Annotated in this window: 27 protein-coding genes; 14 read left to right on the forward strand and 13 right to left on the reverse strand. The window is 59.8% G+C overall.

Features of this window, described 5'->3' with window-relative positions; translation table 11 throughout:
- Positions 1–308 precede the first annotated feature (308 nt).
- Genes HF949_RS15815 through HF949_RS15825 form a run of 3 tightly spaced genes read left to right on the forward strand, consistent with a single transcriptional unit; the run spans position 309 to position 1,797 of the window.
- On the forward strand, positions 309–644 hold the full coding sequence (locus tag HF949_RS15815; RefSeq protein WP_292896857.1) for an ArsR/SmtB family transcription factor: 336 nt from the start codon (positions 309–311) through the stop codon (positions 642–644).
- Positions 641–1,096: an SRPBCC family protein gene (locus HF949_RS15820; RefSeq protein WP_292896859.1), complete on the forward strand. Its 456-nt coding sequence runs from the start codon at positions 641–643 to the stop codon at positions 1,094–1,096. The genes HF949_RS15815 and HF949_RS15820 overlap by 4 nt, the downstream gene beginning before the upstream one ends.
- A 41-nt stretch (positions 1,097–1,137) precedes the next feature.
- On the forward strand, positions 1,138–1,797 hold the full coding sequence (locus HF949_RS15825) for a DUF899 domain-containing protein (protein WP_292896861.1): 660 nt from the start codon (positions 1,138–1,140) through the stop codon (positions 1,795–1,797).
- Here the strand turns inward: HF949_RS15825 and HF949_RS15830 are convergent.
- Positions 1,794–2,312, reverse strand: a complete 519-nt coding sequence (locus HF949_RS15830) for a winged helix-turn-helix transcriptional regulator (protein WP_292896863.1) — start codon at positions 2,310–2,312, stop codon at positions 1,794–1,796. The genes HF949_RS15825 and HF949_RS15830 overlap by 4 nt on opposite strands.
- Here HF949_RS15830 and HF949_RS15835 point away from each other — a divergent pair.
- The 3 genes from HF949_RS15835 to HF949_RS15845 all read left to right on the forward strand — a co-directional run bounded on the left by HF949_RS15835 (position 2,298) and on the right by HF949_RS15845 (position 5,350).
- The gene (locus HF949_RS15835; protein WP_292896865.1) at positions 2,298–3,035 is read left to right on the forward strand and encodes a dihydrofolate reductase family protein; all 738 of its coding nucleotides are present in this window, start codon (positions 2,298–2,300) and stop codon (positions 3,033–3,035) included. The two genes, HF949_RS15830 and HF949_RS15835, sit on opposite strands and share 15 nt — an antisense overlap.
- 122 nt (positions 3,036–3,157) lie before the next feature.
- Complete coding sequence (locus tag HF949_RS15840; protein WP_292900255.1) at positions 3,158–3,994, forward strand: alpha/beta fold hydrolase; 837 nt, start codon at positions 3,158–3,160, stop codon at positions 3,992–3,994.
- Positions 3,995–4,033: 39 nt separating this feature from the next.
- A complete protein-coding gene (locus HF949_RS15845; protein WP_292896867.1) occupies positions 4,034–5,350 on the forward strand; it encodes a serine hydrolase domain-containing protein in 1,317 nt (438 codons plus the stop codon).
- A 17-nt stretch (positions 5,351–5,367) separates the two neighbouring features.
- Here HF949_RS15845 and HF949_RS15850 read toward each other — a convergent pair whose 3' ends face one another.
- Positions 5,368–6,459, reverse strand: a complete 1,092-nt coding sequence (locus tag HF949_RS15850; protein WP_292896869.1) for an AbrB family transcriptional regulator — start codon at positions 6,457–6,459, stop codon at positions 5,368–5,370.
- 150 nt (positions 6,460–6,609) lie between these two features.
- Between HF949_RS15850 and HF949_RS15855 the strand changes: the two genes are divergently transcribed.
- The 4 genes from HF949_RS15855 (at position 6,610) to HF949_RS15870 (ending at position 8,499) form a co-directional block, all read left to right on the forward strand.
- A complete protein-coding gene (locus tag HF949_RS15855; RefSeq protein ID WP_292896870.1) occupies positions 6,610–6,960 on the forward strand; it encodes an ArsR/SmtB family transcription factor in 351 nt (116 codons plus the stop codon).
- A gap of 59 nt (positions 6,961–7,019) precedes the next feature.
- Positions 7,020–7,514: an SRPBCC domain-containing protein gene (locus HF949_RS15860; RefSeq protein ID WP_292896871.1), complete on the forward strand. Its 495-nt coding sequence runs from the start codon at positions 7,020–7,022 to the stop codon at positions 7,512–7,514.
- Positions 7,515–7,548: 34 nt separating this feature from the next.
- The gene (locus tag HF949_RS15865; protein ID WP_292896873.1) at positions 7,549–7,977 is read left to right on the forward strand and encodes a hypothetical protein; all 429 of its coding nucleotides are present in this window, start codon (positions 7,549–7,551) and stop codon (positions 7,975–7,977) included.
- Between the two features lie 108 nt (positions 7,978–8,085).
- Positions 8,086–8,499: a YciI family protein gene (locus HF949_RS15870; protein ID WP_292896875.1), complete on the forward strand. Its 414-nt coding sequence runs from the start codon at positions 8,086–8,088 to the stop codon at positions 8,497–8,499.
- Here the strand turns inward: HF949_RS15870 and HF949_RS15875 are convergent, their stop codons facing one another.
- From HF949_RS15875 to HF949_RS15885, 3 genes are all read right to left on the reverse strand, one after another.
- Positions 8,500–9,381 carry a cation diffusion facilitator family transporter gene (locus tag HF949_RS15875; RefSeq protein WP_292896877.1) on the reverse strand — a complete coding sequence of 294 codons (882 nt, stop codon included), beginning with the start codon at positions 9,379–9,381 and terminating at the stop codon, positions 8,500–8,502. It abuts the gene before it with no gap.
- Positions 9,382–9,437: 56 nt separating this feature from the next.
- The gene (locus tag HF949_RS15880; protein ID WP_292896879.1) at positions 9,438–11,627 is read right to left on the reverse strand and encodes an anthranilate synthase; all 2,190 of its coding nucleotides are present in this window, start codon (positions 11,625–11,627) and stop codon (positions 9,438–9,440) included.
- Between the two features lie 151 nt (positions 11,628–11,778).
- On the reverse strand, positions 11,779–12,546 hold the full coding sequence (locus tag HF949_RS15885; protein ID WP_292896881.1) for a phosphatase PAP2 family protein: 768 nt from the start codon (positions 12,544–12,546) through the stop codon (positions 11,779–11,781).
- A gap of 454 nt (positions 12,547–13,000) precedes the next feature.
- Between HF949_RS15885 and rnk the strand changes: the two genes are divergently transcribed.
- From rnk to HF949_RS15900, 3 genes are all read left to right on the forward strand, one after another.
- On the forward strand, positions 13,001–13,405 hold the full coding sequence (gene rnk / locus HF949_RS15890) for a nucleoside diphosphate kinase regulator (RefSeq protein ID WP_292896883.1): 405 nt from the start codon (positions 13,001–13,003) through the stop codon (positions 13,403–13,405).
- Between the two features lie 103 nt (positions 13,406–13,508).
- Positions 13,509–14,126 carry a nucleoside-diphosphate kinase gene (locus HF949_RS15895; RefSeq protein ID WP_292896884.1) on the forward strand — a complete coding sequence of 206 codons (618 nt, stop codon included), beginning with the start codon at positions 13,509–13,511 and terminating at the stop codon, positions 14,124–14,126.
- A gap of 50 nt (positions 14,127–14,176) precedes the next feature.
- Positions 14,177–14,956: a MerR family transcriptional regulator gene (locus HF949_RS15900; protein ID WP_292896886.1), complete on the forward strand. Its 780-nt coding sequence runs from the start codon at positions 14,177–14,179 to the stop codon at positions 14,954–14,956.
- 10 nt (positions 14,957–14,966) lie between these two features.
- Here the strand turns inward: HF949_RS15900 and soxR are convergent, their stop codons facing one another.
- On the reverse strand, positions 14,967–15,401 hold the full coding sequence (gene soxR / locus HF949_RS15905; protein ID WP_292896888.1) for a redox-sensitive transcriptional activator SoxR: 435 nt from the start codon (positions 15,399–15,401) through the stop codon (positions 14,967–14,969).
- A gap of 148 nt (positions 15,402–15,549) precedes the next feature.
- Here soxR and HF949_RS15910 point away from each other — a divergent pair, with 148 nt between their 5' ends.
- A complete protein-coding gene (locus HF949_RS15910) occupies positions 15,550–17,097 on the forward strand; it encodes an MFS transporter (RefSeq protein WP_292896890.1) in 1,548 nt (515 codons plus the stop codon).
- A 35-nt stretch (positions 17,098–17,132) separates the two neighbouring features.
- Here HF949_RS15910 and HF949_RS15915 read toward each other — a convergent pair whose 3' ends face one another.
- The 7 genes from HF949_RS15915 to HF949_RS15945 all read right to left on the reverse strand — a co-directional run bounded on the left by HF949_RS15915 (position 17,133) and on the right by HF949_RS15945 (position 25,977).
- Positions 17,133–18,812, reverse strand: a complete 1,680-nt coding sequence (locus tag HF949_RS15915; RefSeq protein ID WP_292896892.1) for a formate--tetrahydrofolate ligase — start codon at positions 18,810–18,812, stop codon at positions 17,133–17,135.
- Positions 18,813–18,994: 182 nt separating this feature from the next.
- The gene (locus HF949_RS15920) at positions 18,995–20,119 is read right to left on the reverse strand and encodes a DUF2333 family protein (RefSeq protein WP_292896894.1); all 1,125 of its coding nucleotides are present in this window, start codon (positions 20,117–20,119) and stop codon (positions 18,995–18,997) included.
- A gap of 33 nt (positions 20,120–20,152) precedes the next feature.
- Complete coding sequence (locus HF949_RS15925; RefSeq protein ID WP_292896896.1) at positions 20,153–21,439, reverse strand: DUF6638 family protein; 1,287 nt, start codon at positions 21,437–21,439, stop codon at positions 20,153–20,155.
- Positions 21,436–21,789: a hypothetical protein gene (locus tag HF949_RS15930; protein WP_292896898.1), complete on the reverse strand. Its 354-nt coding sequence runs from the start codon at positions 21,787–21,789 to the stop codon at positions 21,436–21,438. The genes HF949_RS15925 and HF949_RS15930 overlap by 4 nt, the downstream gene beginning before the upstream one ends.
- Positions 21,782–23,692, reverse strand: a complete 1,911-nt coding sequence (locus tag HF949_RS15935) for an AAA family ATPase (RefSeq protein ID WP_292896900.1) — start codon at positions 23,690–23,692, stop codon at positions 21,782–21,784. The genes HF949_RS15930 and HF949_RS15935 overlap by 8 nt, the downstream gene beginning before the upstream one ends.
- Before the next feature lie 8 nt (positions 23,693–23,700).
- Positions 23,701–24,849 (reverse strand): hypothetical protein, encoded by a 1,149-nt coding sequence (locus HF949_RS15940; RefSeq protein WP_292896902.1) that lies wholly within the window; start codon positions 24,847–24,849, stop codon positions 23,701–23,703.
- Between the two features lie 39 nt (positions 24,850–24,888).
- Entirely contained in the window at positions 24,889–25,977 is a 1,089-nt protein-coding gene (locus HF949_RS15945; protein ID WP_292896904.1) for a hypothetical protein, read from the reverse strand.
- Positions 25,978–25,986: the final 9 nt, after the last annotated feature.

Consider the following 25,986-nt stretch of genomic DNA (forward strand, 5'->3'; position numbering starts at 1 on the left):
TAAATTCCAGTTTTGGAGAAAGAGCTTCTGCCAGTCGGCGACATCGATCGCCGGGCGCTCCTTCAACGGACCCGGCGATCGCCGATAAGGCCGAGAAGAAGAAGGCTGGATGCTAGCGCGCGCACAGTCGCGCCGGAAAAGGCGGCACGAGCGGAACGGGAAACTGTCTGGCGCGTCATCATGGAGCTTTCCTTAAACGACGCCGGCGCGGCTGGCAAGTGGATCGTCATGCAGGCGGAACGGAGAGCTTGACAAGGCACATTCAAACTGTATTTTACCAATTAGATAATTAACTAACTGGTGAAGCAATGCAGGCCGACGCACTGAGCGCCACTTTCTCCGCCCTCGCCGACCCCACCCGCCGGGCAATGCTCGCCCGGCTGGCCGAAGGTGAGGCCACCGTCAACGAACTCGCGGAGCCATTCGAAATGACACTTCCGGCGATCTCGAAGCACCTGAAGGTTCTGGAGAAAGCCGGCCTCGTCTCGCGCGGAAAGCATGCCCAGTTTCGCCCCTGCCGCCTCGAAGCCGGTCCGCTTAAGGACATCGCCGGCTGGGTGGAAACCTACCGCCGCTATTGGGAAGCAAGCTTTGACCGCCTCGACAACTATCTGGAAGAAATACAGAAGGAGCAACCACGATGAGCGTGCAAACAACGCAGAAAGCCGATGCCGAACTCGTCATCCAGCGCGTGTTCAATGCTCCCCGCGACCTCGTTTTCGAGATGTGGACCCGCAAGGAACATCTGGATCGCTGGGGCTGCCCGGAGGGCATGACCATACCGGTTTCGGAAGGTGACATCCGCACGGGCGGCTGGTTTCGCACCTGCATGCGCAGCAGTGATGGTTCGGAACACTGGGTCAGCGGGCAGTATCGCGAAATCTCACCAACCGAGCGGATCGTTTTCACCCATGCCTGGGATAACGAAACGGGAGAGCGCGGGCACGAAACCGTGGTCACCATCGCGTTCAGCGACACCGGAGACGGCAGGACGCGCATGCATTTTCACCAGGCGTTCTTTGCCTCGCAGGCATCGCGCGATGGCCATGCGGAAGGCTGGAACTCCTGCTTCGACAAACTTGCAACACTCCTTTGACGACCAGCCTGATGTGAAATCCTATCGAGCCGGAGAACACTATGGGACAACAGACCGTATCCCGCGGGGAATGGCAAAAGGCCCGCGAAAAGCTACTCGCAAAGGAGAAAGCCCACACGCGGGCCAGTGACTCGCTGGCTGCCGAACGGCGCCGGCTTCCCCGTGTCCGAATCGAGAGGGACTACTTCTTCGAGAATGTCGACGGCCGTCACTCATTCGAGGAGGTTTTCGGGGGCCGCAGACAATTGATCGTCTATCACCACATGCTGAAACCGGCCGACCCTGCCCCCTGCTCCGGCTGCTCCATGTTTGTCGACAATCTGGGCCACCCGGTGCATCTCAACGCCCGAGACACCAGCCTGGCACTCGTTTCACGCGCACCGGCGGAGGAAATCGAAGCGTTCAGAAAGCGGATGGGCTGGACCCTGCCCTGGTACTCCGTGATGAGTTCCACCTTCAATGCGGATCACGGTGTGGAAGGCGGCTTCGGCCTGAACGTCTTTTTGCGCGAGGGCGGGTCGATCTACCACACCTACCACACCAGCGGCCGCGGGGTGGAGACACTCGGCACGAGCTGGACCCTGCTCGACCTGACGCCCTATGGACGGCAGGAGACATGGGAAGCGTCGCCCGAAGGCACACCGCAGACCGAGCCCTATCAATGGTGGCGATTGCACGATGAGTATCCCTCAAAACCTTAGCTTCGATGTGCTTCAGACTGGCGGGCCACCACCGCCTCATAGGCCGCCTGAAGCCGCTCGCGCACATCGGGCCCGCTCCTGTCCGGGTCCGGCGGTGCTCCGAGATGCGTTACCCGCAGATCTTCCATGAACTCTTCCCAGAGCGGCGGCCCGCCCTCTGCAAGAAGCTTCGCCCGGATCGAAAGCTCCTCGGTGACCGGAAGCCATTTGCTGCCCCAGGCACCGATCATGGCGAAGACAGGCACCAGCTCAATGCCTTTCTCCGTCAGACTGTAGATCGCCTTCTGCTTGTGGCTGGGGTCGTCCGCCTTCGAGATCACACCTTCTGACGTAAGCCGTCGCAGACGATCGGCCAGAATGTTGGAGGCAATGCCCTCCATGGAACCGTTCAGCAGTTCGCGGAAATGGCGCCTGTTGCCGAACATCATGTCGCGCAAGACGACGAGGCTCCATTTGTCGCCGACCACCTCGACGGTGAGATTGATCGGGCAGCCCGAACGATGCTGATCCTGCAATATAGCCTCCAGAAAATTCTGATTGCAGATTGCCACCAGTTTGCATATGGTGCAACCAGTTTGAAAATGAAACCAGTTTTAAAAACGAACCACAACTACACTGCTGAGGAGGACGGAATGAGCAGGGTCATTGTCTGGGTACTCGTAACGCTGGACGGCTATTTCGAGGGGGAGAAGAAATGGGACCTCGACCATCACGGCGAGGCCTGGGGCGAGGAATTGCAGGCGCTAAGCATGAGTTTTGGCCAGAGCGCCGCCGCGCTCGTCTTCGGTCGTGTCACCTATGAAGGCATGAAGGCGCACTGGACCAGCGCCGATGCCGCCGACGAACCCGAAGTGACGGCCTTCATGAACGCTCTTCCCAAACTGGTCGCCTCACGAACCCTCACCAGTTCGGACTGGAACAACACCACTGTGACCGCCAACATCGCCGGCGCGATACGGGAACTGAAGGCGAATGCCGAGCCCGGCAAGAATATCTACATCTTCGGCAGCGCCGACCTCAGCGCCTCCCTGCTGAAAGAAGGGCTGATCGACGAGCTCATGCTGGGGGTGGTGCCGATACAGCTTGAAAAGGGCACGCCATTCTTCAAGCCGGGCAGCGGGCGGCGCAAGTTCACCCTCATCGAGAGCAGGCCGCTGAGCAATGGCACGCTGATCCTGCGTTATACGCCCGACCAAAATCCCGCGGATACGCCAGAGCAAATAAACGCACACTCATGACCACCTTCCAACCGACCCGCCGCATCATTCTACAGTCGGCAGCCGCGCTGACGATCTGCAACATCGCAGTGCCCCTTCAAGCCGCCGAACTCACGGCAAGAGACGGAGACGAAAGAATGCGCATGATCAAGACCGACACCGGCGTGGAACTCGCCACCGAGAGCTTTGGCGATCCGGTCGATCCAGCCATTCTGCTCATCATGGGAGCGATGGCATCCATGCTCTGGTGGCCGGAGGAGTTTTGCCAGGACCTTGCGGCGCGCGGCCACTATGTGATCCGCTACGACAATCGCGACACCGGGCTTTCCACCAGCTACCAGCCCGGAAGCCCGCCCTATACCATGGACGATATGGCCGAGGACGCGATCCGTATCCTCGACGGCTACGGCATCGAAAAGGCTCATCTGGCGGGCATGTCGCTTGGCGGGATGATCGCCCAGATCGCAGCGCTCACACACCCGCAGCGCGTACGGGCTTTGACCCTGATCTCCACAACGCCCGTCGGGATCGACACATCCGGGCTGCCGCAGACCAGCGCCGCCTATATGGAACATGCTTCCACAGGCGAAAACGTAGACTGGACCGACGACCAACAGGTGATCGACTTCATCGTCAGGGACACCAAGATGATTGCCGGCACCGCACACCCCTATGATGAAGCGCGCGCCCGTAACCTTGTGGAAAGCGACGTAAAGCGCGCGAGAAACTTTGTCAGCGCGACCAATCATTTCATGCTGAAGGGTGGCGAGGGGCTTGATGGCCGCCTCCCCGGGCTGGAAGCGCCCCTTCTTGTAATCCACGGCACAGCGGATCCGATCTTCCCCTTGGACCACGGCACCTTGCTGGCCGACACCGTTGCCGGCGCGCGGCTCCTGAAAATCGAGGGTGGCGGCCATGAACTCCACCCCGGCGACTGGCCGGAAATCATCGCGGCGATCGCAGAGCACTCAAACCGTTGAACCGGCTGACAGCGCAGGAACTGCCGGGAGCCCCAAACAATGCGACACAACAAAAGGGCAGCGCCTGATCGCACTCGCCGCGCGCTCGTCACCGGTACCTCGGCCATTCTTGCCTGTTCCGCTTTCCCCAGGGGGTCCAGCGCCATGCAGACTGCATTCAACCAAGCGGCACTCGACGCACTGCGCCGCTCCATCCGCGCCCGTGTGGATGCGGGTGAGCTCGCCGGGGCCACATGGCTCATCCACCATGCCGGAGAGACGCATGTGGACAGTACCGGCACCTTCGGGATGAACGGTGCTGGTGCGCCCATGGCGCGCGATACGATCTATCGCGTGGCATCCATCACCAAGCCGGTGACGGCAGCGCTGGCGATGATGCTTGTGGAGGATGGCGTGCTGACGCTGGACGGCCCCGTCGACGATCTTTTGCCGGAACTTGCAAACCGCCAGGTTCTGAAACGGATCGACGGGCCGCTTGATGAAACCGTGCCGGCCAATGGACCCGTGACCCTGCGCCATCTGCTGACCATGACCTTCGGTCTCGGCGCCATCATGGTGTTTCCGGAAGCCTATCCGATCCAGGCGGCAATGCGCGAGGCCGGCGTCGCGCCGAGCTGGGTCCTGCCGCAAATGTCGTCCGATGCCTATATGAAGAAGCTTGGCGAATTGCCGCTCGCCGCGAATCCAGGCGAAAGCTTTTTCTACAACAACGGTCTCGACGTTGCCGGCATCCTGATCGAGCGGGCGACGGGCGAACGGCTTGGCGCGGTGTTGAAGACCCGCCTTCTGGAGCCGCTCGGCATGAAGGACACGGAATTCTTCGTGCCGGACGACAAGCAGCACCGCCTGCCCGTCCAGTACGGCCCGGACTTTGCCAATGGCGATATACGGGCGATCCCGTTTGGCCCGGAACAGGGCATCGACTTCTCAACACCGCCGCAGATGGATTCTGGCGCCGGCGGGCTGGTAACCACGGTGGACGACTACGCTGCCTTCTGCCGCATGATGCTCAATGGCGGCACGCTCGATGGCAGACGCTACCTGAGAACCGAAACCGTGACAGAGATGACGCGGGATCAACTCACACGGGAACAGAAGCAGGCGCCCCATGCCGCCATGTTCATGGACGATGGCGGCGCCGGCTGGGGGCTCGGCATGTCAGTGGGGCTCAACAAAACTCGGCCATGGCTGGCGCAGGGCAGCTTTGGCTGGAACGGCGGCTATGGCACCACGGCCTACACCGACCCGAAGAACGGCCTTGTCGGGATATTTCTCAGCCAGCAGATGATGACATCCCCCGAAGCGCCGAAAACCTATCTGGACTTCTGGAGAGGCGCGCGTACGGCCATTGGCTGATCCTGGGGGCAAGACCCCTAGCCACCCGCCCAGCGCGCCACCATGCGGCTTATGGGCGGGCCGGCCAGAAGCACAAAGAGAAACCGCGCCATCTGCACCGCCATGATGAAGGAGAGGTTCACGTCCTGCGACGCAGCGGCGGCGATGATCGCCACCGAATCCATGCCTCCGGGGCTCGTGGCCAGATAGGCCGTGAGCGGATCGACATCCCACTCCACATGCAGGAACCAGGCCAGCAAGCCACAGAGTGCCATCAGGGCGAGAATGGAAACGATGACCTGCGGGAGCGCCTTGAAAGCCGTCCGCAGGAGAGCCCGGTCGAATTTCAGACCGATGGTCCATCCCACCACCATATACGCCACACCCATCAGCCACGGCGGAAGTTCCAGCGCAAGACCGCCTCCCAAATGCACCAGCGCCCCTGCAAGCATGCCACCCAGAAAAAACGGGGCCGGAAGGCGCATCAGCCTGCCGAGAAATCCGCCCCCTAGCGCCGTGACCAGCGTGACTGTGAAGGCTGCATGGTCGAGTGGAGGAAACCAGACTGTGGCAGGCACCTCGACACCGGACGTATCTACCCACAGACGTGCAATGAGCGCGGCCGCGAGGGTAACGAATATCACGCGCAGATACTGCATGAAGGCCACGAGTCTCGCATCCGCGCCGAACGCCCCCGCCATGAGAACCATGGCCGTGGCCGCCCCTGGCGCCGAGCCCCAGACGGCTGTCGTGCCCGGCAGAATCCTCCAGCGGCTGACGAAGTAGCCGAGGAAACTGCTGGCTGCGACAGTGACCAGCACCGAAAGCAGGAGAATGGGCCAGATATCGGCGAAAGAGGCGATGATCGCCGGCTCCAGTGAAGCGCCTATCAACAGGCCGACCAGGGCCTGCGCCCCGGAAAAGCCAAGTCCCGGCACGCGAATGCCTGCCCCCGACGCTCCAGTGGCAACGGCCGCCAGCATGGGGCCAATAAGAAGCGCTGCCGGAACGGCTCCAAGAATCATGACACCGGCAAAAACCGCGGTGAGAGCAACAAGAACCAGCCATTGGGCAACCGGGGTGAGACGCGTGAGCGGGCCTTCGAAGGAGGTTTGCGGCGTGGTGTCCATCAACGAGCGTCCTGACTTTGTGCCGTCACGACATACAGGATGAGGCGATTCATGGGAATGTCCGCATCAGGTGTGGCAAAACGTTTCGCCGGAAGTTGACATAATATTCCTACTTAGTTATATAGCTAACAAGAAATGTATGTGAGCGCCATGCAGACAGAACAATTGGATGCAACATTTGCAGCCCTTGCCGACCCCACACGACGCGCCATCCTCGCCCGGCTGGCAGAAGGCGAAGCAACCGTGATGCAGCTCGCCGAACCCTTCGAGCTCAGTCAGCCAGCCATCTCCAAGCATATCAAGGTGCTGGAAAAGGCGGGGCTCGTATCGCGCAGCCGCGATGCTCAGAAACGCCCGTGCAAGCTTGAAGCCGAACCCCTGGGCGAAGCCATCGACTGGCTGGAGCAATATCGACAGTTCCTGGAACAGCGCTACGCGAAGCTCGACGCGCTCCTGGACACCCTGAAATCCGTGAACGACCCGCCGACCGGCACAAATTGACAGGCTTCCAAGCCTGTTCTCCGGAAGTTTCCGTCCATCAGTTTGCGAAAGGCACCGGAATGTCACACATCAACACTCTCGCAGTCACCACCCGCGGCGATACCGAACTGGTCATCACCCGCCACTTCAAAGCTCCGCTGCAAATGGTCTTTGATGCCCATACGCGACCCGAGCTTATCAAGCGCTGGATGACCGGTCCGGAAAACTGGACCCTGCCTGTTTGCGAAATCGATCTGAAGGAAGGCGGAAAGGGCCGCTATGTCTGGCACAATACCGAAAATGGCGCAGACATGGGCATGACCGCCACCTATCGCGAGATCGACGCCCCTCACCGCATCGTTCATGAGGAGATGTTCGATGAGGACTGGACCGGTGGCGGAACCGAAATAACCACCACCTTCAAGGAGGATGGCGAGACCACGCGCATGGAAATGGTGATCCGCTGCAAATCGAAGGAAGCGCGCGACATGATCCTGAAGTCGCCCATGTCTGACGGGATGGAACAGGGTTATGCCCGTCTCGATCGCCAGCTTGCAGAGCGCAGGGCCGCTTAGGCACCTTTCAAGCTCCAGAAAGAGGCAATGCGCCATGGCGCACGAAACACCCAATCCCGCCGGCGGTCCGCGCCGCGTTTCTGGCAGCATCGGCGCCGTGTTCCTTGGGCTGGTGGTAATCTTCATCCTTTCTCTTGGGATGGATCAGCTGATGCACAGCCTTGAAATCTATCCGCCATGGGGCGAGTCTATGGTGGACCCAGAGGATGGGCTTCTTGCGCTTGGCTATCGGATCCCCATCGCCATTCTGGGCTGCTACCTCACCGCCCGCTTCGCTCCTTACGCGCCCATAGCTCATGCGCTCGTGCTGGGCGGTATCGGCGTGGTTCTCTCCACGCTCGGTGCCATCGCCATGTGGGAAATGGGCATGCACTGGTATCCGATCAGTCTCATTCTCATCAGTCTTCCCTGCGCCTGGATCGGCGGCAGGCTTCATCTGGCACCCGCCTCTAACCTGCGGTAGCGTGGGCTGGCCGGGCGGCCCACGAATTCAGGCGAGCCTGTCGGATCGCCCCTTCCTCATACGTCCTGGATGGGAACAGAGGCGAGAAAGGAACCCGCTATGCGCTAAATGATGCTGATGATCCCCAAGGGATATGAGACCGCCGGACCTGAGCTTGATCTGCCGGCCGATGCGGTGGCCAAGATGATGGCCTACAACGAAGAATTGCGTGCCGCGGGAGTGCTTGAAGCTCTGGAAGGCCTGCACCCACCGTCAGCGGGCGCACGGGTCTCGTTCGCCAGCGGCGAACCGGTGGTGATCGACGGTCCCTTTATCGAGGCCAAGGAAGTGCTCGGCGGCTTCTGGATCATCAATGTTCCAACAATGGCTGATGCCATTGAGTGGGCAAAACGCTGCCCTGCCTCGCCCAACGAGACGATCGAGGTGCGTAAAATCCAGCAAATGGACGACTATAGCGAGGAGATTCAGGAGATCGTGAAGACTTATCCTGATGTGCTGGAAAAAGGCATCAAACGTTCCTGATCAGCAGAATTTCGCCTTGTGTTCCGGCTCCACATGAATTGTGACTTCCGCGCCGGGCTGGGCCTTGGCGAGCGCTCCCTCGATACGGTCACAGATGCGATGTGCACTCTCGACCGTCATTTGCGAGGGAACCACCAGATGAAACTCGATGAAGCGGGCCCTGCCCGCTTCACGCGTTTTGAGATCATGAAATTCTAAGGCGCCTTCATCATTGTCGGCGATCACACGTTCGATTCTGGCCAGTTCCTCCGGCTCCACGGACACGTCCATCAGCCCCTGAACGGAATCGCCCACCAGATGCCAGCCGTGCCACAGGATGTTCACTGCAACCACCAGAGCCATAACCGGATCGAGCCAGTACCAGCCGCTGGCAACCGCGAGAACGAGGCCCAGAATCACCCCGGCCGAGGTAACCACATCGGTCCATAGATGCTTGCCGTCCGCCACCATGGCCGGCGAGCGCGCCTTGCGCCCCGTCGAGATGAGCAGCCACGCCCACAGGCCGTTTCCGACCGCAGCCAGCCCGTTTACCAGCAATCCGAGAAGCGGAGCATCGAGCAGGCGCGGGTCGAAAAGAACCGTCCATGCCTCATGGATGATTAGCAGCGCAGCAACAACGATCAGGACGCCTTCCAGAACGGCGGAGAAATACTCTGCCTTATGATGACCGAAAGGATGGTTGTCGTCCGCCGGTGTGTGGGCGATGCGCAGCGCATACCACGCCACGCATGAGGCGACGACGTTGACCACCGATTCCATCGCATCGGAAAACAACGCCACAGAATCGGTAAGCCACCACGCGGCAAGCTTGAGTGCAAAAATGCCCAGCGCAACAACAATGGACCACATCGCGATGCGTTGAAGCTTGCCGTTGGATGGCATGACGGTTCCTCTCACGGCTCCCGGCCAACCCCTCGGGAACACAAAAGCTCAATGTATCAGGCCGCTTTCACACGTGCCTTGCGCGGCAGATGCGCCACCACATTTTCGATCATGCGCATCCCTGCATTCTGCCCAAGCGTCATGATCGATTCGGGATGGAATTGCACGGCTGCAATCGGCTCTTCCTCATGTTCTATCCCCATCACGACACCATCCTCCGTTTCGGCGGTCACCACGAAGGCGGACGGCATGCGCACCGGATCGGCAAAAATAGAGTGATAGCGCCCGACCGTCACTTCCGAAGGCAGGCCCGAGAACACAAGGCTGTTTCCACTGGCACGAATGCGCGAGGGCTTGCCATGCATGGGCTCGGCGAGCTGGCGCAGTTCACCGCCATAGGCTTCGACAAGCGCCTGAAGACCAAGGCAAACACCGAACATCGGCAGATTGCGCGCGCGAGATTTGGCGATGGTTGCCTTGCAGTCGAAATCCTCCGGCCGGCCGGGTCCGGGTGAGAGAACGACCAGATCCGGGGCAACGCGGTCAAACACCTCATCGGCGACCGGCGAGCGCACCGTCACCACCTCCGCGCCCGTCTGGCGAAAATAGTTGGCAAGCGTATGCACGAAGGAATCCTCGTGATCCACGAGCAATATCTTCACCCCCTCGCCGACACGGGCACCGGCGCGCGTTTCGTTGTCCATGTTTACCTTCCCGGCATCGCGGATCGCCGACAGCATCGCCGACGCCTTGAGCTCCGTCTCGGCCTCTTCCTCCTGCGGATCGGAATCGAACAGAAGCGTCGCACCCGCCCGCACCTCCGCCACACCGTCCTTGATGCGGATGGTGCGCAGTGTCAGACCGGTGTTCATGTCACCGTTGAAATGCACCATCCCGATGGCGCCGCCATACCAGGCCCGCGGGCTCTTCTCGTTCTCTTCGATAAAACGCATGGCCCAAAGCTTCGGCGCACCGGTGACCGTCACCGCCCAGGCGTGGCTCAGAAACGCATCGAATGCATCCATGCCCTCCCGCAACCGCCCCTCGATGTGATCGACCGTGTGAATGAGACGCGAATACATCTCGATCTGGCGGCGGCCAATTACCCGCACAGACCCCGGTTCGCAAACCCGGCTCTTGTCGTTGCGGTCGACATCCGAACACATTGTCAGTTCGGACTCGTCCTTCTTGGAGTTCAGAAGCTTGATGATCTGCTCGGCATCGGCAATGGCATCATCGCCCCGTCTGATCGTGCCCGAAATAGGACAGGTCTCGACGCGCCTTCCATTGACCCGCACGAACATCTCCGGCGAGGCGCCGACAAGATATTCCTGTTCGCCCAGATTGATGAAGAAGGAGTAGGGCGAGGGATTGATCTCCTTCAAGCGCCGCGAAATCTGCGAGGGCCGACGCTCGGCGCGTTCCATAAACATCTGCCCGGGCACCACTTCGAACAGGTCGCCGCGATGGAAACTCTCCTTCGCTTTTTCCACCAGACGGGCATATTCGCCGGGCTCGTGATCACCACGCGGCGGCACATGATCGGCTGCCTTGAAGGCCTCCCGCGCGCCATCCCGTGGCAGATCTGCTGTCGAAAACCCGTCGCCCGAATAGTCATAGCGATCGTGCCAGGCCCTGGCCGCATGGTGGTCGACCACCAGGATCTCATCCGGAAGATAGAGGACCAGATCGCGCTGACTTTCGGGACGTTTGAGGCTCTGCGTGATCGGGTCGAACTGAAAGGCGAGATCGTAGCCGAACGCTCCATAGAGCCCCAGATTGGCATCGTGATCGGTGTGAAAAAGATCGGTGACGGCGCGCAGCACGGTAAAAACGGTGGGTACCCGGGAGCGTTCTTCCTCGGAAAAGACCCGTTCTGGTTCAGCCACCGAAAGCTTCAGATGCGTATCATCGCGTTGTTTCACCGTTACGGGATCAAGCACAGCAACCCGGTCCGCCAGGATGGGCAAAAGCGCCTTGCCACGGGTGTTCAACGCTTCGATCTTCATGTCACGGCCATGCGCCGAGATCACCAGCGGCGGATCGATGATCGCCGTGTCCCAGCGGGTGTAGCGGCCCGGATACTCGTAATTGGAGGAGAAAACTGCGCCGCGACGCTCATCCAGTGCATCGATATATGCGTCGATGGCACCTTCATAGGCTGTCTCCACGCGGCTTCGCGTGATGGTCACACCGCCAACAGTTGTGAAACGCTCAGCGCCGTTGTCCAGAACTTCCAGGCTCATTTCATGCTCCCTGTTTCAGGCATCGCCGGGAAGCGCAGACAAAAAAGGCCGCCCGGTTTTCACCTGCGGCCATGGTCTTTTCTGCGCGCACACTGCACGGCCGGCCGCTGTTAGCGAACCCACCACCAGAGTTTTGCGCAAGAAATCATCGTCATGGCTTCTCCATAGCCTCGACAGGGCTCTCGCGCAACCGCTTTCCCGAGCTATCCGCCAACCGCTTGCCGCGATAGAGAGCAATGAGGCTAAGGCAGAGCCATGTAAAGCTCGCCCAGGCAGCGCCCAACGCCCAGCCTGCAGCAACATCGCTCGGCCAGTGAACCCCGAGGTAAACGCGGCTTGCTCCAACGATAAAGGAAATGAACACCGCGACAGCAACGACATAAAGCCTGACCCTCCAGTCAGGAAAAAAGCGCACGACAAGTGCAGCCAGCGTCAGGTAGGCGACTGTGGTGACAGTGGCGTGACCGCTTGGAAAGCTGGCCGTGTGGATCACGTCGAGATGTTCGACAAGATCGGGTCGCGGACGCTCGTAGTGGTTCTTCAGAAGATAAGAGACTAGTGCGCCGGATCCGACGGACAAAAGCGCATAGAAGGCTGCACCGAAGCGGCGCGTCACGATAAGCAGGCCTGTCAACACAAGAAGCGAAAGAACGATGACCGGATAACCGCCGATGGCGGTGATCTCAAGCGCGGTTTCCTCCAGCCAGGGCGGGCCGAGCGGATCAGACGCATCCAGGGGATTGCGCAGGGAAAGGAGCAGATATTCATCCAGCGCCTTGATCTCCCCTTCCGCAACCTCGTCAGCAATGGCGAAGAAGGCGAAAGAGCCAAGTGTCAGAACAAGGAGAAGGAGCACCGGCGCAAGTGCCCCACGCTGGCGCGCAACCTGTCGAAAGAATCCGTCCTGCTCCGCCATCATCTTCTAATCGCCCCTCCTGATTGACCGGTTTTGCAACACGCTGGATGCGAACACCATGATTGTTGCGTAATTAAGATTGATTTCGAGAAGGTTCGAAAGCGTTCAGCCGTGTGAAGTGAACCTTCAATTCGCGGAATCAAATGGTGCTGCACCATGCTCCTGCATTTACTGCAACCGCCTTGACATCGCCTCATCCACACACCACGTTTAAACAATGAGCACGAACCGAAAACACATGTCCGTTCTTTTCCGGGTATGTCCCATTGCGGGATACTGACCCCCGGTTCGGTGCTGTGCGCCTCCGGACCGAGGGGCGCTCCTCCGCCTGTTGATCGACACGATCAGGTCAAGCGGCGGAAACGGTTCTAAGGCGCATCACCAGAAACTCGTACGACAACCGAAGCCTCGTGGCGTGCAATGGTTGCACGCCCGGATGACACGCATGGACAAGCCAATGCAGCAGAAGACAGGGCGCAAGCCGAGCATCACGATTTCCGAAACCGACTACGAACGCCTGACCGGTCTGGCCGAGGCTCTGGAAGATCGCAATCCAGACGTGTCGGAAACCATGATGGCCGAACTGGACCGGGCCCGCGTCGTCCGCGACGGTTCGCTTGCCGCTACCATTGTGCGTATGGGTTCGACCGTCGTCTACACCGCGGACGGCGGACCGGAGAAGACCGTTACCCTGGTTTATCCCGGTGAAGCGGATATTGAAAAAGGCCGCATCTCAATCACCACCCCCGTGGGCACGGCGCTTATCGGCCTTAAAGAGGGCCAGTCGATCGACTGGACCGCACGCACGGGTCAGACTCACAAACTGACCGTGGTCCGCGTGACCCAGGAAGAAAACGCCTGAGTTCGAAAGCATGACCAGTCCTCATCTCCGCTTTTTCACGGGACATCTCCTGACGGGAGTTTGACCCCTGCGCCATCCCTTGGGCGCAGGGGAAACGACCCAAATGCAGACTGCACGGCCGCGCAAGTGGCGTGCGGATTTGTTTGTTCACGGCCCTTTCGCCCAACCAAGCGTGGGCCGTACTGGAGATCAGCAGGAGATCGTCGTGTGGACCGGGCAGGGATGTATTCTCACCACCAAGGACTTCACCATTCTCGAGTTTTTGCAGGAGCGCAGGCACCGCTTCAGCGAACCCTATGCCGCGCTTCTGCGGGCCAAGCTTGATGGAGCACGTGTCGTGCTTCGTGAAGACGCGCCGGCGCATGTCGCCACGTTGAACAGCCGTGTGCGCTTCCGCACGGGCGACGAACAACCGCAGACACGCATTATCAGTCACGACGAACTACAGGGTTTCGTGGGACTGACATTGCCCCTTACGACCTTGCGTGGGCTGGCGCTTCTCGGACTCTCGGCTGGCGAAACCATCGCTCTCCCCAAAAACGCCGCTTCGGAGCCGGAGCGTCTCGTGCTCGAAGCGGTGCTCTACCAGCCGGAAGCCGCGCGCAGAAAAATACGCAACATGCCGCGCCCGTCACTGCGGCTTGTGCACGACGCGGATGCGGCCAAGCTGCAAACCCCTGAATACTCCGGAGACGACGATCCAGGTCCAAGCGCTGCTTGACCCTCACGAAACGTGAGGGATTACTCCCATGGTCCTGCGGAGGCGCGCGTATGAAAGAATGGACGGTCACGGATCTGGCAAAGCTTTCCGGCGTTTCGGTCCGGACGCTCCACCATTATGACGATATCGGACTTCTCTCACCTGCGCGCGTCGGCGAAAACCGCTATCGCTACTACGGAGAGGCGGAATTGCTGCGTCTGCAGCAGATCCTCCTTTACCGCGAGCTTGGAATGCCGCTCAAGACGATCAGCTCCATTCTCGACGATCCGCGCTTCGACAGCCTGGCAGCGCTCATGGCGCAGCGCGGCCAGCTTGCAGCCGAAGCCAAGCGCTATCGCCAGCTCATCAGGACGATCGACCGCACGATCGCCCATCTGAAAGGAGAACGTGCGATGCAACATGAAGATTTGTACAAGGGCTTCGTGGCACCCGAAAAGCAGGCCGAATACGAGGCATGGCTGAAAGACCGCTTTGGTGATTCAATACGCGAGGAAATCACCTCAAGCGATTCTACAGAAAGGGGGATCAGCGATCAGGACATGAAAGAGCGCATGAAAGCGCTTGCAGGAATCGAGGCAGATCTCGTAGAGGCAATGGAGAACGGCACCGTACCCGAAGCAAGGTCGCTCGACCCGTTGATCGAACGACACCATGCCTGGGTTGCTCAGATGTGGGGCAGAGACTGCTCACACGACGCCTATGCCGGACTTGCCGATATTTATGAGAGCCACGGCGACTTCAGGCAGCGATACGAAACGCTATCGCCCGGCTTTTCCAAATGGCTACCGATTGCGATGCGCGCCTGGGCAAGACGCCTGAAGAAAGATTGAGAATGGTGGCTCACGCCCTCACACCCACCCAATAACGTGGACCCGGCCCTGCCCGGCTCGCCCGGTCGGCCGGGTTCGTCAGAGCGCAGGTCTCCAAAGAGAGGCATCCACAGGAGATGCATTCGGTGAGGCCGCGCTTCAATCGCTCCATCTCGGCGATCCGCTCGTCGATGCGCTTCGTCCAGTTTTCAGAAAGCCGCGCCCAGTCATCACCCTTCGGCACATGGTCGGTCGGCAGCTTGTCCAGCTCCCCCTTGATCTCATCCAGCGAAAGCCCCACGCGTTGGGCAAAGACAATGAAAGCCACCCGCCGGAGCACTGCGCGTTCATAGCGGCGATGGCCGGACCCCGCGCGTTCGGACGAGATCAACTCCCGCTCCTCATAGTAACGGAGCGCCGACGCGGCAACGCCGCTCCGTTTCGAAACCTGATTGATGGTGAGCATCTGTGCCTCCGTGGACCATGGAAGAATCTCATGCCACGGCCTTTACTTCAAGTGAACTTAAACTTTTAGAGCAGTGAGGCACATGCCGTATTTGCCCAGCATGGGCGAATGTCGGCCGGAACCCGATCAGCAATCTCAGGGAACTCGCATGGCAGCCTCGACACAAAGCACCTCCGCCACGACACCGCATTCGCGCGCGCCCATCCGAGATTGGCTCGGACTTGCCATCCTTGCGCTGCCGACATTTCTCGTTGCCATCGACATGACGGTGCTGCACCTGGCCGTACCGCATCTCACGGCGGCGCTGCGTCCAAGCAGTGCTCAACTACTCTGGATCATCGATATCTACGGTTTCATGATCGCCGGCTGTCTGGTGATAATGGGCACACTGGGCGACCGGATCGGACGCCGCCGTCTGCTTCTGGCAGGCGCAGTGTTCTTCGGTGCAGCGTCCACCTTTGCGGCTTTCGCCGGCAGCGCCGCGACACTGCTCACCGCACGCGCGCTTCTTGGCGTGTCCGCCGCCGCACTCATGCCGTCCACGCTCGCTCTTCTGACCGATATGTTCCGCGACAGCCGGCAGCGCGGTATTGCAATCGCCATATGGTCCAGCTTGTTCATGGCGGGGACGACAATCGGGCCGATCATAGGCGGGGCACTGCTTGAGTACTTCTGGTGGGGCTCCGTGTTTCTTTTGAATGTGCCTCTCATGCTGATACTTCTGGCCGCGGGTCCTTTCGTTTTGCCTGAAAATGTGCGCTCCGGCGGCGGACGGCTCGACCTGGCAAGCGCGGCCCTGTTCCTGTCAGCGGTCCTGACCGCAGTTTATGGAATTAAACACATCGCAACCAACGCGCTGGACCTGAAAGCCCTGTTGGCGCTCGCTGTCGGACTGGGTATCGGAACCATGTTTCTAAATCGCCAAACAAAGCTCGCCGACCCGATGCTGGATCTTTCCCTTTTTCGCAACACGCGGTTCAGTGCCGGGCTCGCCACCCAGTTCCTGACCATCTTTGCCGTGGCGACACCCTATTTCCTCTCGACCCAGTATCTGCAACTCGTTGCCGGCCTGTCCCCGCTTGAGGCCGGTCTTGCAATGCTGCCGCCCATGCTGGCCGGAATCGCAGCCTCACTCCTTGCACCGGTAGCGACCCGCATTCTGCACCCCGGAAGCGTGACGGGGTTGATGATGCTGATTGCGGCAGTGGGGTTTGCGCTGCTTGCCCTTACCTCTGCCAATGGCACACTCAACGCGGTGCTTGGTGGGCTCGCCCTCATCACCATTGGCAGCAGCGCGACCATGGCGGTCATCGTCAACATCATCATCAGCGCGGCACCTGAAGAACGTGCCGGAGAAGCTTCCGGCCTTTCGGAAATGAGCGGCGAGTTCGGCATGGCTCTGGGTCTCGCCGTAATCGGCAGCGTCGCCAGCGCAGCCTATCGCCTCTCTCTCGCCAAAGCACATGGGAGCGACGGCAACGCCGGTGCAACAGGTGCAATGGATGCGCTCGGAACCGCAATCGCCGAAGCCGAAAAGCTCGACACCGCTTCCGGCAACGCACTTTTGACCGCCAGCCGGGAGGCCTTCGTGACGAGCCTTGCTCTAAGCGCAGTCATCGGCCTCACGCTGGTTCTGGGACTGGCGGTTCTGGCATTCCGCGTTCTGCGCCGCGTGCCCCGGCAGAACAGTGGATAAAGGTAGAGAGCCGCTGCCGCGCCGGACTCAACTTATCAGGAAAGCCCTTCGATCAGACCGTTTTCATTGAGGAAAATGTGTTCGGAAGACGGGACTTTCGGCAGACCGGGCATGGTCATGATCTCCCCGCAGATCGCCACAACAAAACCGGCGCCGGCAGACAGGCGCACTTCGCGGATCGGCACCACATGACCGGTCGGCGCGCCGCGCAGATTGGGATCAGTGGAGAAGGAATACTGCGTCTTTGCCATACAAACCGGAAGGTGCCCATAGCCCTGCTCCTCCCACTGCTTTAACTGGCTGCGCACGGCCTTGTCGGCAATCGCCTCAGAACCGCGATAGATGCGTTTGACCACAGTGTCGATCTTGTCGAAGAGCGGCATATCATCGGGATAAAGCGGCGCGAATTGTGAAACGCCGCTCTCGGCCAGCGCTACCACCTTATGCGCCAGTTCCTCAATGCCGGCAGAACCTTCTGCCCAGTGACGGCACAGCACCGCCTCCTCGCCCTGCTCGGCCACATAGGCTTTCACCGCGTCGATCTCGGCATCCGTGTCCGTGTGGAAATGATTGATCGCAACGATTGCCGGAACACCGAACTGCTTCACGTTCTCGATGTGGCGACCGAGATTGACACAACCGGCCTTCACCGCCGCGACATCTTCACCACCCAGATCCTCCTTCTTCACACCCCCATTCATCTTGAGCGCGCGAACAGTCGCCACGATGACCGCGGCAGCCGGCCTGAGAGCGGCCTTGCGACACTTGATGTCAAAGAACTTTTCTGCCCCGAGGTCCGCGCCGAACCCGGCCTCCGTCACCACGTAATCGGCGATTTTCAGCGCAGTTGTCGTCGCCATCACCGAATTGCAGCCATGGGCAATGTTTGCAAAAGGGCCACCGTGTACGAAGGCAGGATTGTTCTCGAGCGTTTGCACCAGATTGGGCTGAAGCGCATCCTTCAGGAGAACGGTCATCGCGCCGTCGGCCTTGATGTCCCGGGCATAGACAGGGCTCTTGTCACGGCGGTATCCGATGATGATGTCGCCAAGCCGCTTTTCGAGATCCTTGAGGTCCGTCGCAAGGCACAGAATGGCCATGACCTCAGAGGCAACGGTGATGTCAAATCCTGACTCCCGTGGGAAACCGTTGGCCACACCGCCAAGCGAGCATACGATCTCGCGCAACGCCCGGTCGTTCATGTCCATCACACGCCGCCATGCCACTCGCCGCGTATCGATCTCCTGGGCGTTGCCCCAATAGATATGATTGTCGATCAACGCCGAAAGCAGGTTGTGAGCCGAGGTTATCGCATGAAAATCCCCCGTGAAATGGAGGTTCATATCCTCCATTGGCACCACCTGTGCGTAGCCGCCGCCCGCCGCCCCGCCCTTCACTCCGAAACAGGGCCCAAGTGAAGCCTCGCGGATGCAGATTGCCGCCCGTTTGCCGATGCGATTGAGCCCGTCACCCAGGCCTACGGTCGTCGTGGTCTTGCCTTCGCCCGCCGGCGTTGGATTAATCGCCGTGACGAGGATCAGCTTGCCGTTTTCCCTTTTGCGCGCTTCTGCGATGAACGCAGCGGAAACCTTCGCCTTGTCGTGACCGTAGGGAAGAAGATGTTCGCTCGGAATGTCGAGCCGCGCACCGATTTCCTGAATGGGTTTCTTTTTCGCCGCGCGGGCAATTTCGATGTCGGACTTCACTTCGGCCATGACAGTGTTTCCCTCTCCCGGTGGCGTGCAAAGTTCGCCGATAGGAATAAAGCCGCGAATTGAAAACATCCACCGTCGCAAAAGAGGCGCGGAATGCGTGAAATGCGACAGGGTATCTTCGAGGCTGGTGGTGAAGCGGCAGGCGAAGTCTGCAGACGCGCCCACCACATGAGTGGATTGGACTACCGATCCAGAACGAGGCGCAATTCCACGAGATTGGAACGAACCCGCAAAATATAGAACCCCATCGTGGCGAGGTGGGTCGGCATGATCCAGCCATCCTCACGCCCATTGGAAATGATGAAGGGCTGCACGTTGAGCGCGGCGCGGAACTGTTCCTCAGTCGTATCCCAGAGCGAACCGAGAGACCGCTGCTTGATGACATCCTCAAAATCGGCACCCGCCGCCTTGAGCAGTCCGTAATAGGCGTAGAGCTGACCATAGGCGAACCAGAACCGGTCATCCGCGCGTGTGTCGAACCAGCCGGAATTGTAATTCTCCGAACGCTGGCGCAACAGATCGGACGTGGACCCCAGATCACTCGCGATACGGTCGAGATACTGGATCAGATTGTCGGCGCGCGCGTCGAACACCGTCTCACAGGTCTCAAGCCGGTCGTTGAAACTGCGCAGGTCGCGGATGGCGGAGCGATAGAAGCTCGGCGTCGGCGTTTTCGGGCCAAATGGGCTCAGGCCGAAATACCAGGTCTCCTCATCAAAGGTAAGCGCGCCGCGTGCATTTTGCAGGTCCCGGTCGATCTGCGAAGTGCCGCGCACACGGCCAAGCGCATCGACAAGCTCTACCGCGCTACGGCGGGTCGCCTGATTGATCCCGCGCTGGAAGGACGCCTTGTTGTCGAAAAATGGCGTATCGTCCCAGTCGAGCACGAAGAAGAAGCCGAGCTTGTAGAGAAGCATGGAGGATATCCACGCGTTCTCATTCACGTTGAAGTCGGTCAGGTCCGCGGTCAGATCAACAATGGCTGAACGTCCGCAGGTGCGTGTCTCACCACCCTGCGTGGCGGCCGTCTGCTCGCCGGCAGAGACGCCTCTGGCATCAAGCTTGTACTCTTCGACATAATCGGGATCGAAGCCGCTCCAGACCTGCGTCTGCCAGAAAAAATAACCGTAGAACCCGACGATGGCGAGCAAGATGAGACCGATGGAGCCGCGCAAAATCCAGCCGCGACGTGTGTACCATCGCCCCAGAGCCATGAACGGCCAGAGGATCCAGGCGATCACAAGCCCGATGCCCCGGCCGATCCAGTGAAACACGCGGGTGAAGAAATCAACGATCGGATCGAGCACGAAACGCCTCCCTCAGGCGATTGGGGTCCAGGATCAGGTTTCCAGACCATAGAGGCGCTTCCGCAGCGCCGGTTTGTCCATGAGATATGCGGTTTTGAGCCGCGCCACAACATATTCGCGCCAGGCTTGCGGCCAGGTTTCGTAATCGCGGTAAAAACCCTGCTTGTTGAAAACGTAACGGGCGATGAAATCGGACGGCACGAAATCGGAAATCAGCCGGTTGGTGAGCCAGGCATCCTTGTGCGCCGGATCTGCGCGGGTGACAAGAAAGCGTTCACGCGCCGGAATTTCTTCGATCTTGAGCGTGCCCGTCTGGCTGATTTCGCGCACGGCGGCGTTGAGAAGCGGAACACTCCCCTCACCGGCAACCAGTTTCGCGTTGCGGTGCGTCCAGGTCTGCAGCCACACCGGATCGATGCGAGCGAAATCCGTATCCGGCTCCTCGCGCCGGATCAGATCAAGCAGTACCATCTCGCCGCGATGGGCGAGATAGTTCGAGCGTTCGATCCATGAGGCGCGAGGAAGCTGGATGCGGCCCGTTTCTGCCAGGAATCGGAAGATGCGCGCCGGATCGTCCTTCGACAGATAGCTCACCTGCCAGGGCCGCGAGCGGCGGAAGCCCGGCGTCGCAGGATCTGCGATCACCGTTGTGGTGTTTGGATCGGTGAATATATAGACACCGCCGAAATGGCTCGTCCAATAGGCATCGTGCCGGAACACGACCTGTTCGGGCACAAGACTGTTTTCGCGGATGTCGCCGGTTTCACGCGCCAAAGCAACCATGCGGTTGAGCAGTTCGTCGTCACGCCAGGCGTCGGGCTCATGCTTCACACGGTCGGCAAGCCGGCCAAGCTCCGCGGCCTTGCCGAGCAGGTCTTCGGCGGAGAGAACCTTGAACTCCACCTGCGCGATGGAGAGCAGATCCTCTATATCGCGCACCTGATTTACCTGCTCCTCGATCTCACCATACACCACATCCTTGATTGTGATGGCATTGATGGCGCGCGCATTGGCCATCATGAATTCGTAGACGAGCTGCGAGGTGTTGGAGAAGGCCGTGTGCACCACGGGCAATTCGATCTGCGCCGGGGTGAGGATGATGAAGCGGCGATTGACACCATTGGGGTCGAGATACTGCGCGTCGTCCAGCTCCTCGGCAATCTGCGGCGAGAAGCCGGTGCGGTCGATCTCGAAGGAAGCGAGTTTCGTCTGCGGCACGCCGAAGGCATCGAGCGCCTTGTTGTAGCGTGCGATCAGATGGGATTCTTCTATCTTCAGGAGCCGACCGAAGATGAGATCGTTTTCGCGGAGGAGGTTCATTTCAGCACGATCACAACTAACAAAAAAACTATCAATGCTGACAAAGCTAATGAACGCCGGGATAATTTTTCAATCTCGGCCTCTAATAAACATATTTTATCAAGAGCTTGTCCCGAATTAAGCGCACCAGACAAAGATTCTCTTCGAGTCCTTATAAGTAATCCATCTCTATCAATTTCAGTTATATTTTCCGTATTACTATCAAATTCGCCAGTTTCCCAACTTACTTCGTTACCGGCACGAAGTGCGTTTTCAGTAGACCACCGGTATTCCCCTGACGCTTTGAGTTCCTCAATCTCAGCATCAAGCGCGCTGTGTTTCCGCTTAAGACTCTCAAGAAAATCACCCATCCCAAACGCCCCTCGCCTTCATGTCCTCGATCTCACGCAGGGCGCGTTCGCGCAGGCGCTGGTCGCGGATGATGGTGGAAACGGCCGCATCGTCGGAACGGTCCGAATAGCGGAACTCCGAATCCGCGTAGCGGTTGATCTCCTGCATGACCATGTCCATCGTGAATGGCCGGCGCAGTTCGGCGATCATCGCTTTCTTCTCATCATAGCTTTTGCGCATGAAAGCGTCTGGCGTCTCGAACCATTCGTCCGGAAGCTCAATGTCCATGGCGCGCATCTTGATAGCGTCGGTGATGTTCTTGATGGCACGGCCGGTAAAGCGTGGCTCTGCCAGCTTGATCTCGTGCAGATAGGCGCCGATATCCGTCAGCGTCTTCGGCTCGCCGCGCTCGTTCAGGAAGCGCTCGTAGACCTTCGCAAGCCCTTCTTCCTGCGGCCTGGAATGCGCCTCATAGGCGGTTTCGACCGCGCGCTTGATTTCCTGCGTGGCGAAAGGCTCGTGCTCGCCAAGCGGGATCGAATGGTTCTTCCCGGCCAGAAGCACAAAAATGTCGACATAGTCCTCAAAAGTCTGCGGCCCGTCGACAAGCCAGCGCGCACCCGCCCGCTGCCGCAGCGCATCGTCCACATTCTCCGGATAGTTGGAGAACATGCCGAAGGAGCAGTTGCCGCGCACCACTGTGCCCGCGCCCGCAAAGCTCTCCATCAGAACGCCCGTCACCTCCTGCTGGCCGGCAGACGCCCGGTCGTCGGAGCGCTTGGCCGCCACCTGATCGATGTCGTCGATCGTGCCGAAACCGATGGCGCGCGGGCTCAGCACATTTTCCACGAACTGCTTGCAGTTTTGGCCCGACTTGCCCTGATAGGAGGAAATCTGGTCGACACCGAAATTCTCGTAGTGGAAGGGCACGCCCGCGACCTGGCAGTAATCGTTCAGAAGCCCGGCGGTCATCTGGATGAGGATGGTCTTGCCGGTGCCCGGCGCGCCATCGCCGATGAAGGTGAAAAGAAATCCGCCGAGCTCCACGAACGGGTTGAGCTGGCGGTCGAAATCATAGGCCATCAGCATCTTGGCGAGCTTCATGGCCTGATATTTGGCTATGTGATTGCCGATGATCTCGTTGGGCTTCTTGAAGGTCATGACGAGCGGCTTGCGCCGGCTGCCCGGCGCAACGTCGAAGCCGTCCAGCGTGAAATCGTCGGCCTCAAGTCGCATATGCGTGTCTTCAAACGCACCTAGACCGGTGAAACGGCTGCGCCGCTGCAAAAGCCCCTCGATTGCGACGCGGGCAAGCGCGCGGGCGCGCGCCGTCATCGCCGTATCATCGGCAGCGCCCGAGATCGCACCATCGAGCGCGGCAAGAACGCTTTTGAGCGCATCCTGCGGTGTATCGAACTGGAAATCCGGCTCATCCGTGTCGTTTACCGGCTCGCTGTCGGCGTCGAGCATCTGCAGGAGATAGGATGAGAGCGTGAAGGCTGCGACATAGGCTGACGCCTGCAGAAGCGCATGATAGGACTGCGCCGCCGCGCCTTCGAGCGGGCTGCGGGCGTTCCGCTCCTGAAGGCTTTCAAGTTCGGTCGAGCGTGCAAAGACATCGGCAACGGCCAGCGCCACCGCCACGCCGCGCCGGGCGCGGAAAAGGAGCGTGTGCTGGGGGATGGAAAGCATCGGATCGCCCTGACGGATGGCGGCGATGGTTTTCGCCAGCTCCACCTCGCGCGTCCTGCGCAGCGCGCCGGTGGAGACGGTCGACACGAAGCGCCGCCCGGTGCCGGCAAGCTCGGTGCCGGAGCGGCCGCCATCGGCCTGAAGCACCACAAAGCGCGTCACAAGGCTCTGCGCCGTCGCCCGGTGCTTCTCGATGTCCTTCTCGCCGATGGTCGTCAGGCCCGTGTCCATGGAATGTCCTATACGTCGGTGATGACCCGCCCGCCCGAAATGACGTGCACGTCGTAGCCTTCAAAAATCTTTTGCGCCTCGCCGGCTGCATAGAGCGCCTGATAGGCTTCGTGCGGCACGAGCGCGTGCTGCTCATAGGCGCTCACGCCCATGCGGGCAGCGTCCAGATCATCCGTGTCGATGAAGAACTCCTCGCGCGCCGGCTGGCTGGACCACAGCCCCTTGCGCGCCGGGCGCTCGGTCTTTGAATAGACCTCCTGCACCGTCCAGGTGAGAAGCCACGCATTCTCCTGCCGGCGCACCTTGCCCAGCACCTCCGAAACGGTCGAATTGTTCTCCGTGATGCCGGCCGTATAAAACGGTCCCAGCACCACCCGGCGCAGTTGCTTGGGGTGGAGGTGGTCGAAATCCTTGTCGAGATTTCCGGCAATCGTGGCGGGCGACAGGGAATAGGCGGAGTTTTTCTCCGCAAAATCATCGAAGCGATGGGCCAGCTCCGGATTGAGCAGACCGCCCACCGGCAGACCGATCTCGACATCCTCTTTTAGCTTGCCATCTTCGGAAACAAGCGCCTTGACCATGGAAGGCGAGGAATCCTCTACCGCTGCCATATAGACCACGGGAAGGCTCGAATTTCCGTCAAAAGCACCCCAATGCACCAGATAATAAGGCCGTTTTGTCTTGGGATTCACCGAAACACGCACCGTTTCCGGCAAAATGAAGGGCGAGAACACATTGCCCGCCTTCAACTGCTCCAGATAAAGCCGCTCGGCCATGGAGCGCTGGAGGTCAGCCGGAAATTCGCGATGGCGCAAAATGAAATCGACCATCTCGGCCCGCAGCTCGTCTGGCGCCGATATACCGGCAAGACGCTTCTCGGCCTGACGCCGGTCGTTCTCGAGTTCCAGCACGCTCTGGAAAACCGGATAACCGCTTTCAGCGCGCTGAATACGGAATTTTTCCATGAACCCGAGGCGGTTCTGCCAGCACTCGAACGAGCGTTCCAGCCTGCCGATATAAGGAGACACGACCTCCGCCACGAGACCGTGCGACTGGAAGGGTGAGGCCGACCGGTCGCCGAAGTAGACGCCAAGCCCTTCAAGCGCGGACGCAATGGCATCGAAATAGCGCGCGGCGGCGTCAGGAGCGGCGTTCATGCAGATCGCCCCGACTGTCTGTTTTCCCCCATACCGTCATCAGCTGCGAACGTAGTTGGCGGCGTCGTGCTTTTTCATCACGTCTTCGAAACGGCGGGCGAAGGCATCGTCGGCAAGCTTCTTGCGGCGCTGGATATCGGCGGTGGTGACCATGTTCTTCTCGTGCAGTTCGAGGAGATCGCCAATGTGCCGCTGTGCGGCGGCCCCGATGCCGGCCATGGTCTCCTCGGCGGTGTTGTCGACCTTCGAACCCAGCGTGTTGATGCGGTGGGCGACGTCTTGCTGGGCTGCGGTCTTCAGCGAATCCTCGAGCGCCTTGTAGAGAACGATGCGCTGCTCGGTGTCGATGGTGAGTTTGTTGATCAGCGTCGACTGGGCCGCGATCTGGTTGTTGAGCGAATCCACGAAGGTCTGGAACATGGAGGTGTAGCGCTCAAGCGTCTGGCTTTCGGCAAGCAGCTCCTGCTCCTTCGCCTGCGCTTCATTGTATTCGGTGGCAAGCTTCGAGCGTTCCCCTTCGAGCGCCGCCCGGTCCTTCTGGCTCGTGGAGGCTGCAATGCGGTTCTCGATATCGAGCAGCATCGGGTTCAGTTCCTCTATACGCTTCTGAGTAGCCTCCAGGGTCTCCATCGTGATTTTGCGCCGCTCGATAACCTTGGCAAGACTTGCCTCGGAGGTCTGATAGCGTTCTTCGAGAACCTGCTTCTGATCCTTCAGAATGCCGGTGATGGTATCCGACTTTGAAAGCAGTTCCTGAAGATTGCCGGCCAGAGACATGTTGCGGACGCGCTCTGTGCGCATGCGCTGCTTCTTCTGCTTGGAGAAGATGCCTATGAAGTTTTCCCAACCGGTGTAACTCTTCATGCTCTCGAATTCGGAACCGAAGACATTGGTGGCATCCTCAAGGCCGATGATCAGGTCGGCGATGTTGGTCTCCATCACCTTTTGCTGCGTGAGAACGTCCTGAATGCGTGCATTCTCTATGTCGAAATCGGCCTGGCCGATCTTCTCGTCGGTGCGGGCGAGCTTGTCGAGCACGGTGCCCGACTGCTCGATCTTCGAGCGCATCTCGTCGACCACCTCACGGGTCTTCGCGATCTCCGTGTCGAAATTCTGCAAGGTGGCCATAATAATACG

It is taken from the genome of Nitratireductor sp. (assembly GCF_017794765.1).
Taxonomy (GTDB): Bacteria; Pseudomonadota; Alphaproteobacteria; order Rhizobiales; family Rhizobiaceae; genus Nitratireductor.

What these genes read in the sequence shown, in the direction of transcription:
- HF949_RS15815 (WP_292896857.1), top strand. Translation starts at nt 309, where the DNA reads ATGCAGGCCGACGCACTGAGCGCCACTTTCTCCGCCCTCGCCGACCCC.
- HF949_RS15820 (WP_292896859.1), top strand. Translation starts at nt 641, where the DNA reads ATGAGCGTGCAAACAACGCAGAAAGCCGATGCCGAACTCGTCATCCAG.
- HF949_RS15825 (WP_292896861.1), top strand. Translation starts at nt 1,138, where the DNA reads ATGGGACAACAGACCGTATCCCGCGGGGAATGGCAAAAGGCCCGCGAA.
- HF949_RS15835 (WP_292896865.1), top strand. Translation starts at nt 2,298, where the DNA reads ATGCTGATCCTGCAATATAGCCTCCAGAAAATTCTGATTGCAGATTGC.
- HF949_RS15840 (WP_292900255.1), top strand. Translation starts at nt 3,158, where the DNA reads ATGATCAAGACCGACACCGGCGTGGAACTCGCCACCGAGAGCTTTGGC.
- HF949_RS15845 (WP_292896867.1), top strand. Translation starts at nt 4,034, where the DNA reads ATGCGACACAACAAAAGGGCAGCGCCTGATCGCACTCGCCGCGCGCTC.
- HF949_RS15850 (WP_292896869.1), bottom strand. Translation starts at nt 6,459, where the DNA reads ATGGACACCACGCCGCAAACCTCCTTCGAAGGCCCGCTCACGCGTCTC.
- HF949_RS15855 (WP_292896870.1), top strand. Translation starts at nt 6,610, where the DNA reads ATGCAGACAGAACAATTGGATGCAACATTTGCAGCCCTTGCCGACCCC.
- HF949_RS15860 (WP_292896871.1), top strand. Translation starts at nt 7,020, where the DNA reads ATGTCACACATCAACACTCTCGCAGTCACCACCCGCGGCGATACCGAA.
- HF949_RS15865 (WP_292896873.1), top strand. Translation starts at nt 7,549, where the DNA reads ATGGCGCACGAAACACCCAATCCCGCCGGCGGTCCGCGCCGCGTTTCT.
- HF949_RS15870 (WP_292896875.1), top strand. Translation starts at nt 8,086, where the DNA reads ATGATGCTGATGATCCCCAAGGGATATGAGACCGCCGGACCTGAGCTT.
- HF949_RS15875 (WP_292896877.1), bottom strand. Translation starts at nt 9,381, where the DNA reads ATGCCATCCAACGGCAAGCTTCAACGCATCGCGATGTGGTCCATTGTT.
- HF949_RS15880 (WP_292896879.1), bottom strand. Translation starts at nt 11,627, where the DNA reads ATGAGCCTGGAAGTTCTGGACAACGGCGCTGAGCGTTTCACAACTGTT.
- HF949_RS15885 (WP_292896881.1), bottom strand. Translation starts at nt 12,546, where the DNA reads ATGATGGCGGAGCAGGACGGATTCTTTCGACAGGTTGCGCGCCAGCGT.
- rnk (WP_292896883.1), top strand. Translation starts at nt 13,001, where the DNA reads ATGCAGCAGAAGACAGGGCGCAAGCCGAGCATCACGATTTCCGAAACC.
- HF949_RS15895 (WP_292896884.1), top strand. Translation starts at nt 13,509, where the DNA reads ATGCAGACTGCACGGCCGCGCAAGTGGCGTGCGGATTTGTTTGTTCAC.
- HF949_RS15900 (WP_292896886.1), top strand. Translation starts at nt 14,177, where the DNA reads ATGAAAGAATGGACGGTCACGGATCTGGCAAAGCTTTCCGGCGTTTCG.
- soxR (WP_292896888.1), bottom strand. Translation starts at nt 15,401, where the DNA reads ATGCTCACCATCAATCAGGTTTCGAAACGGAGCGGCGTTGCCGCGTCG.
- HF949_RS15910 (WP_292896890.1), top strand. Translation starts at nt 15,550, where the DNA reads ATGGCAGCCTCGACACAAAGCACCTCCGCCACGACACCGCATTCGCGC.
- HF949_RS15915 (WP_292896892.1), bottom strand. Translation starts at nt 18,812, where the DNA reads ATGGCCGAAGTGAAGTCCGACATCGAAATTGCCCGCGCGGCGAAAAAG.
- HF949_RS15925 (WP_292896896.1), bottom strand. Translation starts at nt 21,439, where the DNA reads ATGAACCTCCTCCGCGAAAACGATCTCATCTTCGGTCGGCTCCTGAAG.
- HF949_RS15930 (WP_292896898.1), bottom strand. Translation starts at nt 21,789, where the DNA reads ATGGGTGATTTTCTTGAGAGTCTTAAGCGGAAACACAGCGCGCTTGAT.
- HF949_RS15935 (WP_292896900.1), bottom strand. Translation starts at nt 23,692, where the DNA reads ATGGACACGGGCCTGACGACCATCGGCGAGAAGGACATCGAGAAGCAC.
- HF949_RS15940 (WP_292896902.1), bottom strand. Translation starts at nt 24,849, where the DNA reads ATGAACGCCGCTCCTGACGCCGCCGCGCGCTATTTCGATGCCATTGCG.
- HF949_RS15945 (WP_292896904.1), bottom strand. Translation starts at nt 25,977, where the DNA reads ATGGCCACCTTGCAGAATTTCGACACGGAGATCGCGAAGACCCGTGAG.